The following is a 13883-nucleotide window of genomic DNA, read 5'->3' on the forward strand; positions in this document are numbered from 1 at the left end:
CAAAATATTCGCATATAGGTTTCAGCGTCGGGCTTCGATACGCACGCGGCCGTCGGCCAGGGCCACGGTTTTCACCGGGATCAGCGCCGGCAGGGCCTTGATCAGGGCGTCCGGGTCCTGCACATCGAGGTTGCCCGAGACCTTGAAGTTGCCCAGCGCGCCATCGGCCAGCAACACCGGCTGGCGGCGATAGAGGTTCAGCTCGTCCACCAGGCTGGCCAGGTCGCGATTGCGAAAGGCCAGGTGGCCGCCGCGCCAGTCGGCGACCTCATCGAGGTTCACCGCCTGTTCCCGCAGGGTGCCGCTGGCGTAGTCATAGATGCCGCGCTGGCGGGCGCCGAGCAGCAGCGAATCGGGCTTCTGCGCGTCGGGAACGAACGCCACCTGGCCGTGGGCGACGCTGACCACCAGTTGTTTCTCACCGCGGCGCACATCGAAGCCGGTGCCGACCACCCGCACCCGGGCGTTGCCTGCATGCACCCACAGCGGCCGTTCCTTGTCGGCGGCCACTTCCAGGTACAGCTGGCCCTGGTCCAGGTAGAGGTTGCGTTGCTGCGCGGTGAAGTCGATGCGCAGGCGGGTGTTGGCGTTGACGTACAGGGTGCTGCCATCGGGCAGGTTGAAGCTGCGCATGCCCGTGCTCTGGGCGGCGATCTGTTGCGAATGGATCGCCGGCGGGGCGCCCAGCTCGATGGCCAGCAGCGCGCAGACCAATGCGGCGGCCACCGCCAGGGCCGGGCGCCAGCGCGGCTTTTTGCGCACCGGCAGCGGCGTCGGTTGGTTCAGTGGTTCGAGTTCGGCCAGGTCGGCCCACAAGCGCTCGAACTCGGCGTAGGCTCGGGCATGGGCCGGTTCGCGGGACCAGATCTTGAAGGCGTCGCGCGTGGCCTGGCTGCGATCGTCGCGATTGCGGGTGAACCAGCCGGCCGCCTGGGCATCGATGCTGTCGATCTGCTGCTCGTGCTCATGTTGAGGGTCGCGGGGGCGGGTCATTGGGCTTGCTCCTTGCCGTGTTCCTGCTCCAGGCGCTGCTTGCAGTGCAGCAGGGCAAAGGCGATGTGTTTTTCCACCATGCTCAGGGAGATGCCCATGCGTTCGGCGATCTGCGCCTGACTCAGGCCTTCGAAGCGGTGCAGCATAAGGGCTTCGCGGCGGCGCGGCGAGAGTTCGGCGAGCACGCTCTTCAAGCGCTCCAGGCGTTGCAGGCGCTGGGCCGCGGGCAGTGGCTCGTGGTGTTCGTCGGCCAGCGGCTCGGGTTCTGTTGCATGCGGTTCGTGGTGCACTTTGTGCCTGACCTTCTGCCGGCGCCAGTGGTCGCGCAGCAGGTTGCGCGCCATCTGGAACAGAAAGGCGCGGGGTTGTTCGACCTTGGCCCGGTCGCGGTAATCGAGCCATTGGGTGAAGACGTCCTGGGTCATGTCCGCCGCATCGCAGGCGTTGTCCGTGCGTTTACGCAGGTAATGCAGGATGTCCGCATAGAACCCGCGGACGGGGTCCGCCGAGGTGGGGTCGGGCTTGAAGCGAGACATGAAAATCCTTCGCAAGTACTGCCGGGCAGAAAGGTCGTGAATGATATCGAGAATTATTACTATTTGTCTGCATGAGTTTCGCGTCATGAACCGGATGCGATTTTTCCTGTCTGATGCTGCGTGCCTCAGCAACACACCCCAAACGCTGGTAAACCGGCAAAGACAAGCTTTAATCCGAAGTGCATTCGCATCTTTGGACACTCAGGAGCAGGACCATGGCTGGATGGTATGAATTGAGCAAAAGCAGTGACGGGCAGTTCCGCTTCGTTCTCAAGGCTGGCAATGCTGAAACCATTTTGACGAGTGAGTTGTATTCCTCCCGCAGCGCCGCCGAAAACGGCATCGCTTCGGTGCAGACCAACAGTCCCAACGAGGCCCGCTACGCCAAGGAAGTCTCCAAGGACGGCAAACCTTATTTCAACCTCAAGGCCGCGAACCACCAGATCATCGGCAATAGCCAGCGCTATTCGTCCGAGGCGGCGCGCGACGCGGGCATTGCCAGCGTGCAGACCAACGGTCCGAGCACGACCATCAAAGACAAGACCGCCTGACGTTTTGCACTGAAACAAAAAAGCCCGACAGGACAACCTGCCGGGCTTTTTGTTGGGCGGTGATTTTGTGGGAGCCCAGGCAATGTGTGTTGTGCCTGATGCAGCGCTATCGCGGGCAAGCCTCGCTCCTACGCAAGCCTGGGCGCGCGGACCTGTAGGAGCCAGGCTTGCCGGCGATGAGGCCCGCAAGCTTGCCCCTACAGCCAGGGCCCGATCAGCGCACTGCGTTCAACATGGCCTGCAACTGATTGCGCCCGGTTTCATTCAGCGGGAACACCGGCAGGCGCGGGTCGCCGACCTGCAGACCGGTCATGTTCAACCCGGCCTTGATGGTGGTCGGCAGGCCGCCCTTGAGGATGAAGTCGAGCACCGGCAACTGGCGGTAGAACAGTTCGCGCGCGCGCTCCAGGTCGTTGTCCAGCACCGCCTGGTACAGGTCCAGGTTGAGCTGCGGGATCAGGTTCGCCGCGGCGGTGCACCAGCCCTTGGCGCCAGCGGCGAAGGCTTCCAGGGCCAGCGGGTTGCAACCGTTGTAGAACGGCACCTGGCCTTCGCCCAGCAGTTGCAGTTTGTGCATGCGCTGGATGTCGCCGGTGCTCTCCTTGACCATGGTCACGTTTTCCACCGCATGGAAGATCCGCAGGATCAGCTCCACCGACATGTCGGTGCCGCTGGTGGCCGGGTTGTTGTAGAGCATGATCGGCACGCCGACGCTGTCGCCGATGGCGCGGTAGTGGGCGAGGATCTCGGCTTCGCTGAGCTTCCAGTAGGACGTCGGCAGGACCATCACCGCATCGGCGCCCTTGGCCTCGGCAAACCGCGCGCGGCGCACGGCCTTGGCGGTGGTCAGGTCGGAAACGCTGACGATGGTCGGCACGCGCCTGGCGATGTGGCGGATGCTGAACTCGGCGACCTGGTCCCACTCGGCGTCGCTCAGGTAAGCGCCTTCGCCGGTGCTGCCCAGGGGCGCGATGGCCTGCACGCCGCTGTCGATCAGGCGATCGATGGAACGGCCGAGGGTGTCCAGGTCCAGTTGCTCACCGTTGGCGGTGAACGGGGTGATGGTGTAGCCGATGATGCCGTGAATGTTGGCGTTCGACATGGCGACGCTCCTTTAGCGAATGAGGTGGGTTCAGTTCAGGCAATCGGCGTGTTGCTTGAGGTTCTGCCGAGCGTAGTAGTTGAAGGCGGCTGCGTGACGCTTGGGCTTGGAGATCCAGTCATGGGCCTCGCGGCCGAGCTCCGGCTGGATTGGCTTGATGGTGCCGGCGGCCATGGCCAGCAATTGCAGCTTGGCGGCGCGCTCGATCAGTTGGGCGATCACGCAGGCTTCCTCGATGCTGGCACCGGTGGACAGCTGGCCGTGGTGCGAGAGCAGGATGGCGCGCTTGTCGCCCAGGGCCGCGGAGATGATCTCGCCTTCTTCGTTACCCACCGGCACCCCTGGCCAGGCCTTGAGAAAGGCGCAGTCGTCATACAGCGGGCACAGGTCCATGTGGGAGATTTCCAGCGGCACTTCGATCATCGACAACGCGGCGACGTGGGTCGGGTGGGTGTGGATGATGCAGTTCACATCGGGGCGGGCGCGGTACACCCAGCTGTGGAAACGGTTGGCCGGGTTGGGCATGCCGTGGCCTTCGAGCACCTCCAGGTCTTCGTTGACCAGCAGCAGGTTGCCCGCGGTGATCTCGTCGAAACCCAGGCCCAGTTGCTGGGTGTAGTAAGTGCCCGGTTGCGGGCCACGGGCGGTGATCTGCCCGGCCAGGCCGGAGTCGTGGCCGTTCTCGAACAGGATGCGGCAGGTCAGGGCCAGCTTTTGCCGGTCGGTCCACGTATTATCCGCCAGGGTGTTTTGCATCTGGGTCAGGGCTTGCCTGACCAGTTGCTCTTTGGGTAGTGCTAATGTCTTGGCCATATCGGTGTCCTTTGGTCGTTGCAATGGACGTCGGATTTGCCAGCCCCCGCTGCTCGCAAGGTCGTTGGGTGAAAGCAAATGACACTAAAGAGGCTATATGACACTTTGTGTCATTGGCAAGGACAAATCGTCGCCTCCTTGATGGGTTAACCGTTCTACATGTCTATCCGTTTGAAATTATTGAGAAAAAAACTTGGCGTGACGCTGGAGGCCCTGGCCGAGAAATCCGGCATGACCAAGAGCTACCTGTCGAAAGTCGAGCGCGGCCTGAACACGCCCTCGATCGCCGCGGCGTTGAAACTGGCCAAGGCGTTGAACGTGAACGTCGAGGAGCTGTTCGCCGAAGACAAGGTCAGCCTCGACAGCTACAGCCTGGTGCGCAGCGACGAACGCCAGTCGCTGGCGGCCAACGACCAGGCGCCGGGTTATGCGGTGCTGGCGCATCAGGTCAGCGAGCGCAGCCTGTTGCCGTTCATCATCTACCCGCCCAGGGAGTTCACCGACAAGAGCTTCAAGGAACACCTGGGGGAGGAGTTTCTGTTTGTCCACGAAGGGCAGGTGGAAGTGGATTTCATGAACGAGCGGGTGATCCTCAACCGGGGCGACGCGCTGCACTTCAACGCGCAGAAACCCCACCGCCTGCGCTCGGTGGGCGAGGTGCAGGCGCAGTTGCTGGTGGTGGTGCACAGCGGCGAGGAATAAGGGACACGATGTAGCCGCTGCCGAAGGCTGCGATAAGGCCGAAGGCCTTCAGCGATCTCAACACCGTGCGCCCCCTTCGGGGTCGATCGCAGCCTCGCGGGCTCGGCAGCGGCTACAGAGGTGGCGCTCCGCAGACGCCTGCCCGCGATCTTTCAGCGCTCGACCGGCACCGACAGCGCAGGATCGCCCAGCGCATGGCTCTTCGAATCGAAGAAGCGCAGCGTCACTTCCATCCCCGCGAACAGCTTGGCGTAGCGCCGCTTCTGGTTCTGGATGAAGGCCTTGCTGCGCGGCTGGATCGAGATCGCCAGGGTCCGCACTTTGGACTGGCGGATGGCACTCACCAGGTGGCTGTCCTGGGAGCCGAGGTCGTGGCCGAAGATGCACAGCGCGTCGCTGTGATTCAGCAACTGCTGGTAGCAGAACGACAGGTAGTCGCTGCCGCGAATGGTCTTGAGCTTGTCCGCCACCGGGCCCTCGCTGACGAACAGCGGCACATCGTCGAGGGTCTTGAGGGTGTTGTTGATGGCGAAGTTGCCCAGCAGCGTGCCTTCGGTGGAACCCAGCTTGCGCGCGGTGCCGTCCTGGTTGCGCACCAGATGCAGGCCGCCGTGCAGGTACAGCACGCGGGTCCGTTCGCTGGCGGTCTGGCTGATGTCGAAGCTCGGGTCGGCGCCCTGAAACAGGTCGTCGATGCCCTGGGCATCGTGCTGGATCGCCCAGTAGTTGAGCAGGTCGTAGTTGCTGGTGAACACCGTGCGGTAGCGGCGCAGTTCCTGGTTGATCTGCGACAGCGTCGCCGGCTGTACCAGGCGCCACGGAATGTGCACCGCGTGCACGGTATTGATCAGCGCTTCCTTGATTGCGTAGTAGCGATTGCGCGGCGCCGCGGAGCTGACGGCCAGGGCCTTGTTGACCCGGCTGGTGGTCTTCAGCGCGCCCAGCACCTGTTCGAAACTGCGGGTCTGCAGGGCTTCGAACACGCTCAGCTCGGAGGGGCTCAGGGGCTTTTCCTCGACGGTGCGGGCGTTCTCGAACAGCGAATCGTAGGCGAAGTCTTCCCACACCGCGCGGCTGGCGCCGTTGCCGATCAGCAGGCCGGTGATCGGCGTGCTGGCGCGCAAGGCGTTCCAGTCTTCAAGGTCGGCATCAAATTCCTGGAAATCCATCATCGCGGTTCGTCGTCTCAAGGCAGAAGGTGTACAGGGCGCCGACTTTATCACGACCGACCCTTGAGCCAGATCAACAACGCGCGTGACCGATGGGTCGATCCTGTGCGCATTTGCCGGATCGGCACGGCTGATCCAATCCCAGCCTGGAGGACGCGCCATGAGCAGCACTTTTTTCATTCCCGCCGTGAACATCATGGGTATCGACTGTCTCGACGAGGCCATGGTCGCGATTCGCAACTACGGTTTTCGCAAGGCGCTGATCGTCACCGACACCGGCCTGGCCAAGGCCGGGGTGGCCGGGATGATTGCCGAGAAGCTGGCGATGCAGGACATCGATTCGGTGATCTTCGACGGCGCCAAGCCCAACCCGAGCATCGGCAACGTCGAGAAGGGCCTGGCGCAATTGCAGCAGAGCAGCTGCGACTTCGTGGTCTCCCTCGGCGGCGGTTCGCCCCATGACTGCGCCAAGGGCATCGCCCTGTGCGCCACCAATGGCGGGCATATCAGCGACTACGAGGGTGTCGACCGTTCGGCCAAGCCGCAACTGCCGTTGATCGCCATCAACACCACTGCCGGCACCGCCAGCGAAATGACCCGTTTCTGCATCATCACCGACGAGCAGCGCCACGTGAAAATGGCCATCGTCGACCGTAACGTCACGCCGCTGCTGTCGGTCAACGACCCGGCGCTGATGGTCGCCATGCCCAAGGGCCTGACCGCCGCCACTGGCATGGACGCGCTGACCCACGCGATCGAAGCCTATGTGTCCACCGCGGCCAACCCGATCACCGATGCCTGCGCGCTGAAAGCCATGACCATGATCAGCCAGAACCTGCGCCAGGCGGTGCACGACGGCAACGACCTGGTCGCCCGGGAAAACATGGCCTACGCCCAGTTCCTCGCGGGCATGGCCTTCAACAATGCGTCGCTGGGTTTCGTGCATGCCATGGCGCACCAGCTGGGCGGTTTCTACGACTTGCCCCACGGCGTGTGCAACGCCGTGCTACTGCCCCATGTGCAGAGTTTCAATGCCATGGTCTGCGCCGGGCGCCTGACCGACGTGGCCCACGCTATGGGCGCGGACATCCGTGGCTTCAGCCCGGAGGAGGGCGCGCAGGCAGCCATCAGCGCCATTCGCAACCTGGCCCGGGATGTCGAGATCCCCAGCGGCTTGCGTGACCTGGGCGCCAAGCTGACGGACATTCCGGTCCTGGCCGCCAACGCCCTGAAAGACGCCTGCGGCCTGACCAACCCACGCACCGCCGACCAGCGCCAGATCGAAGAGATCTTCCGCAGCGCGTTCTGATACCTACAGATGTTCTACCGCGCGCTCGGGCCCTTGCTGTCCTGGGCGCACCGCCGCAGGCCCCAATGCACGAGCTATTGGCGGTCGCCTTGCCAACCGGCAGGCGGCAAGCGCCGGGTATGGAAAATCCGCAGTATCTGCAGGCGTCCCTGACGTACGCGGTAGGGGATCAGGTAAGGACGATTGGGAACCAGGCGAAGTCGCCTGCCTCTGTTTTAGTCAGGGCTTTCTGGATCTCGTCGATTTGCCAGGCTTCGCGGGCCAGATATTCTTTCAGTGCATCCACAGCGAGGAATGACTTGCTGCGGCCTGTCGCCTTGGCCAAGTGAGCCAGGGAGTTGGCAAGATCATCGGGCAGGCGCAAGGACATGACGGACAGGGTGATCTCGATGTAGTGGTTTGTGATGCAGCACACTACATCGCCACCCGTGGCTCGCCGCCAGAGCCATTCGTCCAGTGCGAGCGCTGCTTTGATTCAAGACGATTCAGGACCTTCCTCTTACAAGGACTTTGCATGCTGACCGGCCTCAACCATCTGACCCTCGCCGTGACCGACCTGAACCGCAGCCTGGGGTTCTACCACGACCTGCTGGGCCTGCGCCTGGATGCCAGCTGGGACAGCGGCGCCTATCTGTCGCTGCCGGGCCTGTGGCTGTGCCTGTCGCTGGACCCGTCGCGCCGCTTGGCCGAAGTGCCGGACTACACCCACTATGCCTTCGGCATCGAGGCCGGGCATTTCCTGGCGTTCGTCCAGCGCCTGCGGGCTGCTGGCGTGCGGGAGTGGCGCGACAACCGCAGCGAAGGCGCCTCGTTCTATTTCCTCGACCCCGACGGCCACCAGCTGGAAGCCCATGTCGGCGATCTGGCCTCGCGTTTGCGCGCCTGCCGGCAGCAGCCCTATGCCGGGATGACGATCTTTACCGACGAATGACCGCTCGCCGCCGCTTCAAGACGGCTGGCTGTCGTTATGGCGACCATTATGGGGTGGTGCGGGGGCGCGCAAGCCGGCAGAATCCTGCGATCAAAACCGCGCCACCTTCGGCGCTTCGGAGTGTGGCATGACTTCTTCGCTGTTACTGGCCGTTCTCGCCTCGGGCTTTATCTACGGCATTACTCCCGGGCCGGGCGTGCTGGCGGTCTTCGGTATCGGCGCGGCGCGCGGGCGGCGCGCCGGGGCCGGCTTTCTCTGCGGGCATCTGCTGGGCGACGTGATCTGGTGCAGCACCGCGCTGATCGCCATCGTCGGCGCGAAGGAGATCGGCAGCAGCGCCTTCGATGTGCTCGGCGTGCTCAGCGGCCTTTATCTGTTCTGGCTCGGCCTGCGGGCGATCCGCAGCCAACGCAGCAACGGGCAGGAACCCCAGGGCCCGGCGCGCCAGCCGTTCTGGCACGGCATCCTGTTCGGCCTGACCAACCCCAAGGCGTACCCGGTGGCCGTGGCGACTTTCACCGCGCTGCTGTCCAGTCGTGCCGAGCTGCTCAACTGGTCGATGCTGCCCTGGCTGATCTTCCTCAGTTTCCTCGGCGGCATCGGCGCATACGCTATTCTGATTGGCATCGTCGGTGCGCGGCGGGTGCGGACCCTGTATCAGCGCCACGAGCTGGCGATCACCCGGCTTTGCGGCGTGATGTTCATCGGGTTTGCCATCAACGCCTTGCTGCATGCCGTTCCGGGATTGCTGGCGAACAAGGCATAAAGGCTGTCCGCAAGGTTGCGACAGCCACGGACAAGCAACGGCTTTGCGCCGCTGCCGGAACCCAGGGATTGATACTCGGCGCTTTATCTTCACAGGCAGTGTCGTTCCCTGATGGCAACCAACAATTCCGAGCCCCTGGCCAGTTTCATCGACCTTCTGCTGGACGCCGTCTGTGCGGTGGATGTGGAGGGTCGTTTCGTCTTCGTCAGCGCCGCCTGCGAGCGGATTTTCGGTTATACGCCAGACGAACTGGTCGGCCGGCGCATGATCGAGCTGGTGCACCCCGCGGACCGCCTGCGCACGCTGCAGGCCGCCGAGCGGATCATGGCTGGCGAACCCATGCCCAACTTCGAGAACCGTTACCTGCGCAAGGACGGGCAGGTCGCGCATATCCTCTGGTCAGCGCGCTGGTCCGAGGTCGACCAGCTGCGCATCGCCGTGGCCCGCGACATCACCGAGCGCAAGCAGGCCGAGTCGCGGCAGGCGGCGCTGTATGCGATTTCCGAAGCGGCCCATGCCACCGAGGACCTGCTGGCGTTGTTCCGGCGCGTGCACCGGATCATCGGTGAATGGCTGCCGGCGCTGAATTTCTCCGTCGCGCTGTACGACGAGCAATGCCAGGCGCTGAGCTTTCCCTATCACGTCGACGACCGCGAGCGTTGTCCGGAGCAGCCGGGCACGCTGACCGGCAGCCTGTGCACCGAGGTGATCCGCAGTGGCCAGCCGTTGCTGCTGACTCCCGGCAATTATGGGCCGCTGTCCCCGCCGTCGGATGCCGCCGCCCCGTACTCGCCCTGCTGGCTCGGGGTGCCACTCAATTCGCAGAAAGGCACCATCGGCGCGCTGATCGTCAAGAGCGCGCCGGGCGACGAGCGATACACCGAGCAGGACAAGGAGCTGCTGCAATACGTCTGCGCCCAGCTCGCCACCGCCATCGAGCGCAAGCAGCTGCATGCGCGCCTGCAGTACATGGCCCAGTACGACCAGCTGACCCAGTTGCCCAACCGCGAATTGCTCCGCGAGCGCCTGCGCAGTGCCCTGGCCCGTGCTCGTCGCGAGTCCGGGCGCATGGCCTTGCTCTACGTCGACCTGGACCGGTTCAAGCAGGTCAACGACACACTTGGCCACGCCGTCGGCGACATGTTGTTGCAGGCGGTGGCCAACCGGCTCAAGGCCTGCGTGCGCGAGAGCGACACCGTGGCGCGGATCGGTGGCGATGAGTTCGTGGTGCTGCTCGGCTGTATCCAGCATGCGGAAGATGCCGGCATCGTCGCCGGGAAAATTCGCCGGGCGCTCGACGAGCCGCTGCGCCTGGATGGCCATCAGTTGAGCATTCTGCCGAGCATCGGCATCGGCCTGTTCCCCGAACACGGCTATGACGAAAAGCAGCTGTTCAAGCACGCCGACGAGGCGATGTACGCGGCCAAGCGCGCCCAGCGGAGCCCGTCCCGGGCCTGAAAGAAGCGGCCGATCAGGGTGTTTTTTTGCCAACCGTTCGTCGTGGCCGATGCAACTTTTTCAAACCTTCGATGGCCTGAAAACTCTCACTCTGTGCAGGCGCCGTGCGCCGTCAACTGATCAAAGGAGGCCGATACCATGAGCTTCATGGCCACCCATCTGTCCCGCACCTGCCTCGCGCTGCTGCTCGGCCTGAGCGCCAGCGCGGCATTCGCCCAGTCCCCCGCGGAGTTTATCGATGAGGCTTCGGCCAAGGGCATGGCAGACATCGAAGCCAGTCGCCTGGCCCACCAGAAGACCTCTTCCAAGGCGGTCAAGGACTACACCATCGTGGTCATCAACGACCGCACCACCGCCAACCAGCACCTGGCGAAAATCGCCAGGAAACTCGACCTACCCGTGGCGCCCCGGGAAGAAGTGATCAACAAGGCCAAGGCGCTGATCCCCGAGGTTCCGGAAGGCGAAGCCTTCGATGCCGCCTATGCCGAGAGCCAGGTCAAGGCCACCGAAGAAGCCATCGAACAGATCCAGCAACAGGCCGAAATCACCGAGGTCCCCGAACTCAAGGCCTTCGCCGAAGAGACCCTGCCGAAACTGCGCAATCACCTGCAAATGGCCAAGGCCCTCAAAGCTGGCCAGCCCCTGGATCAGTTGGATGGCTGAGTGCCGTCCCACCGCCGATGCGCCTTCGGGCCTAACCTGAAGGCGCGTCGCGTCCGGTGTCGCCGTCTCTCCCTGGCATTTTCAGCATCGACTCAACTCGGCTTCTGCTGTTGCTCCGGCGGTAGTTCATCCAGCTTCAAGGGCTCGCCCTCGCCGATTTCCTTGTATTCCTGGCGCAGTTTCTCCAACTGCTCGAGATCCAGCCCATCCAGGCTCAGCAACGCATTGTGCGCATCCTTGGTGGCGCGCAGCAGTTCGTCGATCTTCAAGTGCAGGATGTCGTTATCGCGGTTCTGGGTGTTCTGGATCAGGAACACCATCAGGAAGGTGATGATGGTGGTAGAGGTATTGATGACCAGCTGCCAGGTATCGTTAAAACCAAAGACCGGCCCGCTCATGCCCCAGATTGCAATCAATGCCAGCGCGATCAGAAAGGTCCCCGGACTGCCGGCCCACAGCGACAGCTTCTGCGAGAGTTTGGCGAATTTCATTGGCGTTTCCCCTGTGCGGCGGCATCTGAAATTCAGACAGCGGCGGTAGAGGGAAAATTCTTTTTCTCTTCAGTCGAGCTGGCTCCCTGCCTGCTGTCTGACGTTGCCCGGTATAGATCCGCCAAAGGGGCCGCTTGGCGATAGAAAAAAACACTCATCAAGAGCACTTGAACGGGATCGCGGATTAGCCGTGGAAGCCGCTGATTTCACGTTGGAACGCCGCTTGTGCCCGGGCGCAGGTGAGGATGCGGTAGCGTGTGCTGCGTGAGACGGTTTGGTCTCGAAAGCGCCGGTACACCGGCTGGAAGACGGTGCGATCCAGGTTGGGGTGCTCCGCGTTCAGGTACGCCTCGCAAAGTCGGTCGTAATCCTGCTGCGCGATGAAGCGCCGGAACCAGAAGCGGTAGAAGTAACCCAGCAGGAAACCCAGGCTGAAGTCGCGGTGGAGTACCGAGTGGGCGCAGCACTCGAAGTCGATCAGGCGCAGGTGGCCATCGGCGGCGAGCAGAATGTTTTTCGGGTGGGGGTCCATGTGCACGAAGTCGTCGTCGAGCATCTGGCCGAACAGCCGGAAGATCGCCGACAACAGGGTTTCAGCCTGCTCGGGATGGGCCAGCAGGCGGTCGTCGACGCTGCAATGATCCGCCCAGAAACCCACCAGCAAGTACTCTTCGCGCAGGAACGGAAAACGCCCCTTGTAGCCAAATGCCGAGACCTGGGGCGAGAGGGCGGATTTGCCCGATACCACCGACAGATTGATGAATTCATTGGTCAGGTCGTGCAGGCCGAAGCTGCGCTTGAGGCCGAGGAAGTTCTGCAGCTGCTTTTTCCAGTGAGTCAGGCGGTTGCGCTTGAGCACCCATTGGCGTTCGCCTTCGAGCAGGAACACGCCCCGGGTGTCTTCCGGAATATCCAGCGTGGGATATTGCTCGGGCTTGGCCAGAAAACGCCGTATCAGCGGGGCCAGTTCGTGCCGATGGGATGGCTCGAAATGGAAGGTCACGCCATCGATCTGCTGTCGATGCAGCGTTCGGGTGAAGCTCCTGAGGTGAAGCATGTAGGGTTCCTGACCTGGGATTACGAACGAGGGGGCGCTGTGAGCCTGCGCTGAAACGCTAGCCGAAAGGGCGCGCATCATAATTCATCGCAAGTCCTGGCGTTCACGAAATTCATCCGGGTGCCTTCTGTGCCCTTGCGAGGGAAAAGGACCTCTGGCCGGCCACAGCCTGTTTTGGCCGGGGTTGGACCGAGTAGGCCGGTAGACGGGGTCAATGCGCGGCACTCTGCCTGCCGCAGGCCAGGATTTCGGACGACCCGTGTTAGTTGTCCACTTTCTGACAGCTGGGCACCCAAGGGTTGCTGGGGTTGGGAACCGCCATTCAGGCGGTGGCCTTGCGTGGAGTGGGGGGCCGTTGCCCTGGCCACTGATGAACCTGTAGAACACCACCGCGGTTTCGAAGCTCTGCGACAGGCTGGTTTCGCGCCAGCGGATCAGGTTGCTCTATCGACGAACACACACCTTCACACTCTAAAACAGAATTTTTCTGGAGGGCCCAGGTGCTCGGGGTTACCGTGGATTGAAGAGCGCGACACAGGGGGCGCGAGCAGATTTAGGAGTGAACACGATGTCCAGCGTTACGCAGTCCCGTACGGTCGCTCTCTATCATCAGGCAGAGGACCTTTTTTTCTCGGCCATTTCACAAGAAAACTGGCATTTTAACGATAGTCTTGCGGCGTACTGCACGGGTGTTGTCGCCAGCAGTCTGAACCTGCTGTTCGTCAAGCGAACAGGGCCGGACCTGGCCGTGGGGGTGCTTGCAGGCATCGGGTTTCTTGAACGCGCGGGGCTGCCTTTTTGTGTGGTTGTGCAGGATAACCTGGTGGCGCAGGTCCGTGACCTGCTGCTGGAGCAGCACTTGTTGGAAGGCGATAGAACCACGTCGATGTGGGTCGATCTGAGCGTCCATGAATTGCCACCGGATGTGGCGGTGAGCTTCGACATTCGCTGTACCGATGAGCTGCTCGAGGATTGGGCCGATCCCGTGGAAAGTGCCTTCGAGTCGGGTGATGCGGGAGCGGGGCAATACCTGGCCCGGCATCGGGTGGCGCTGCAAAACGGCCAGCCGTTGATGCATTTCACCCTATATGAGCAGTCGCTGCCCGTCAGTTCGCTGACCCTGTCGTTGGGGCAGGCGGTGGCGCGTCTGGATGATATCGGCACCCGGCCCGAATACCAGGGCCGGGGCTATGCCAGCGCACTGATTCGACAAGCGCTGGCGTATGCGAAAAAACAGGGGATGAGCCTGTGTGTGCTGGAGGCCTCCCAGGAGGGGCTGTCGATCTACCGGAAGGCGGGGTTCGACGCTTTGTTCGGGTACACGACCTTTTACCGCGAATGA

Annotated in this window: 16 protein-coding genes and 1 pseudogene; 8 read left to right on the forward strand and 9 right to left on the reverse strand. The window is 62.9% G+C overall.

Annotated elements, in window-relative coordinates:
- Nucleotides 1-21 precede the first annotated feature (21 nt).
- Both CXQ81_RS09260 and CXQ81_RS09265 read right to left on the reverse strand, forming a co-directional pair.
- Nucleotides 22-993: a FecR domain-containing protein gene (locus CXQ81_RS09260; protein WP_101337060.1), complete on the reverse strand. Its 972-nt coding sequence runs from the start codon at nt 991-993 to the stop codon at nt 22-24.
- Nucleotides 990-1529, reverse strand: a complete 540-nt coding sequence (locus CXQ81_RS09265; protein WP_101337061.1) for an RNA polymerase sigma factor — start codon at nt 1527-1529, stop codon at nt 990-992. The genes CXQ81_RS09260 and CXQ81_RS09265 overlap by 4 nt, the downstream gene beginning before the upstream one ends.
- Nucleotides 1530-1744: 215 nt before the next feature.
- Between CXQ81_RS09265 and CXQ81_RS09270 the strand changes: the two genes are divergently transcribed.
- Nucleotides 1745-2080 carry a YegP family protein gene (locus CXQ81_RS09270; protein WP_007922249.1) on the forward strand — a complete coding sequence of 112 codons (336 nt, stop codon included), beginning with the start codon at nt 1745-1747 and terminating at the stop codon, nt 2078-2080.
- A 214-nt stretch (nt 2081-2294) separates the two neighbouring features.
- Here the strand turns inward: CXQ81_RS09270 and CXQ81_RS09275 are convergent, their stop codons facing one another.
- A complete protein-coding gene (locus tag CXQ81_RS09275; RefSeq protein WP_101337062.1) occupies nt 2295-3182 on the reverse strand; it encodes a dihydrodipicolinate synthase family protein in 888 nt (295 codons plus the stop codon).
- A gap of 30 nt (nt 3183-3212) precedes the next feature.
- Nucleotides 3213-3995, reverse strand: coding sequence for an aldolase (locus CXQ81_RS09280; RefSeq protein WP_009042534.1), 783 nt, complete (start codon nt 3993-3995; stop codon nt 3213-3215).
- A gap of 159 nt (nt 3996-4154) precedes the next feature.
- Between CXQ81_RS09280 and CXQ81_RS09285 the strand changes: the two genes are divergently transcribed.
- On the forward strand, nt 4155-4697 hold the full coding sequence (locus CXQ81_RS09285) for a helix-turn-helix domain-containing protein (RefSeq protein ID WP_007922237.1): 543 nt from the start codon (nt 4155-4157) through the stop codon (nt 4695-4697).
- A 152-nt stretch (nt 4698-4849) separates the two neighbouring features.
- Here CXQ81_RS09285 and CXQ81_RS09290 read toward each other — a convergent pair whose 3' ends face one another.
- Entirely contained in the window at nt 4850-5869 is a 1020-nt protein-coding gene (locus CXQ81_RS09290; protein WP_101337063.1) for a DUF4917 family protein, read from the reverse strand.
- 157 nt (nt 5870-6026) lie between these two features.
- Between CXQ81_RS09290 and yiaY the strand changes: the two genes are divergently transcribed.
- Entirely contained in the window at nt 6027-7175 is a 1149-nt protein-coding gene (gene yiaY / locus CXQ81_RS09295; RefSeq protein ID WP_101337064.1) for an L-threonine dehydrogenase, read from the forward strand.
- 169 nt (nt 7176-7344) lie between these two features.
- Here the strand turns inward: yiaY and CXQ81_RS09300 are convergent, their stop codons facing one another.
- Complete coding sequence (locus CXQ81_RS09300) at nt 7345-7554, reverse strand: CopG family ribbon-helix-helix protein (RefSeq protein ID WP_101339394.1); 210 nt, start codon at nt 7552-7554, stop codon at nt 7345-7347.
- 135 nt (nt 7555-7689) lie between these two features.
- On the opposite strand from CXQ81_RS09300, the gene fos reads away from it, so the two are divergent.
- The 4 genes from fos (at nt 7690) to CXQ81_RS09320 (ending at nt 10993) form a co-directional block, all read left to right on the forward strand.
- Nucleotides 7690-8106, forward strand: a complete 417-nt coding sequence (fos, locus tag CXQ81_RS09305; protein ID WP_053259904.1) for a fosfomycin resistance glutathione transferase — start codon at nt 7690-7692, stop codon at nt 8104-8106.
- A 127-nt stretch (nt 8107-8233) separates the two neighbouring features.
- Nucleotides 8234-8872 carry a LysE family translocator gene (locus CXQ81_RS09310; RefSeq protein ID WP_007922230.1) on the forward strand — a complete coding sequence of 213 codons (639 nt, stop codon included), beginning with the start codon at nt 8234-8236 and terminating at the stop codon, nt 8870-8872.
- A 111-nt stretch (nt 8873-8983) separates the two neighbouring features.
- The gene (locus CXQ81_RS09315) at nt 8984-10330 is read left to right on the forward strand and encodes a sensor domain-containing diguanylate cyclase (RefSeq protein ID WP_101337065.1); all 1347 of its coding nucleotides are present in this window, start codon (nt 8984-8986) and stop codon (nt 10328-10330) included.
- Nucleotides 10331-10468: 138 nt separating this feature from the next.
- A complete protein-coding gene (locus tag CXQ81_RS09320; protein ID WP_101337066.1) occupies nt 10469-10993 on the forward strand; it encodes a DUF4142 domain-containing protein in 525 nt (174 codons plus the stop codon).
- Nucleotides 10994-11085: 92 nt separating this feature from the next.
- Here the strand turns inward: CXQ81_RS09320 and CXQ81_RS09325 are convergent, their stop codons facing one another.
- From CXQ81_RS09325 to CXQ81_RS09335, 3 genes and pseudogenes are all read right to left on the reverse strand, one after another.
- The gene (locus CXQ81_RS09325) at nt 11086-11484 is read right to left on the reverse strand and encodes a low affinity iron permease family protein (RefSeq protein ID WP_101337067.1); all 399 of its coding nucleotides are present in this window, start codon (nt 11482-11484) and stop codon (nt 11086-11088) included.
- Nucleotides 11485-11668: 184 nt separating this feature from the next.
- Nucleotides 11669-12541: a phosphotransferase gene (locus tag CXQ81_RS09330; protein ID WP_101337068.1), complete on the reverse strand. Its 873-nt coding sequence runs from the start codon at nt 12539-12541 to the stop codon at nt 11669-11671.
- A gap of 265 nt (nt 12542-12806) precedes the next feature.
- Nucleotides 12807-12982: pseudogene (locus tag CXQ81_RS09335) on the reverse strand (AidA/PixA family protein); the annotation flags it as partial.
- Between the two features lie 127 nt (nt 12983-13109).
- Here CXQ81_RS09335 and CXQ81_RS09340 point away from each other — a divergent pair.
- Nucleotides 13110-13883: a GNAT family N-acetyltransferase gene (locus CXQ81_RS09340; RefSeq protein ID WP_101337069.1), complete on the forward strand. Its 774-nt coding sequence runs from the start codon at nt 13110-13112 to the stop codon at nt 13881-13883.

The sequence above is a fragment of the Pseudomonas sp. 09C 129 genome (assembly GCF_002843625.1).
Taxonomy (GTDB): domain Bacteria; phylum Pseudomonadota; class Gammaproteobacteria; order Pseudomonadales; family Pseudomonadaceae; genus Aquipseudomonas; species Aquipseudomonas chlororaphis.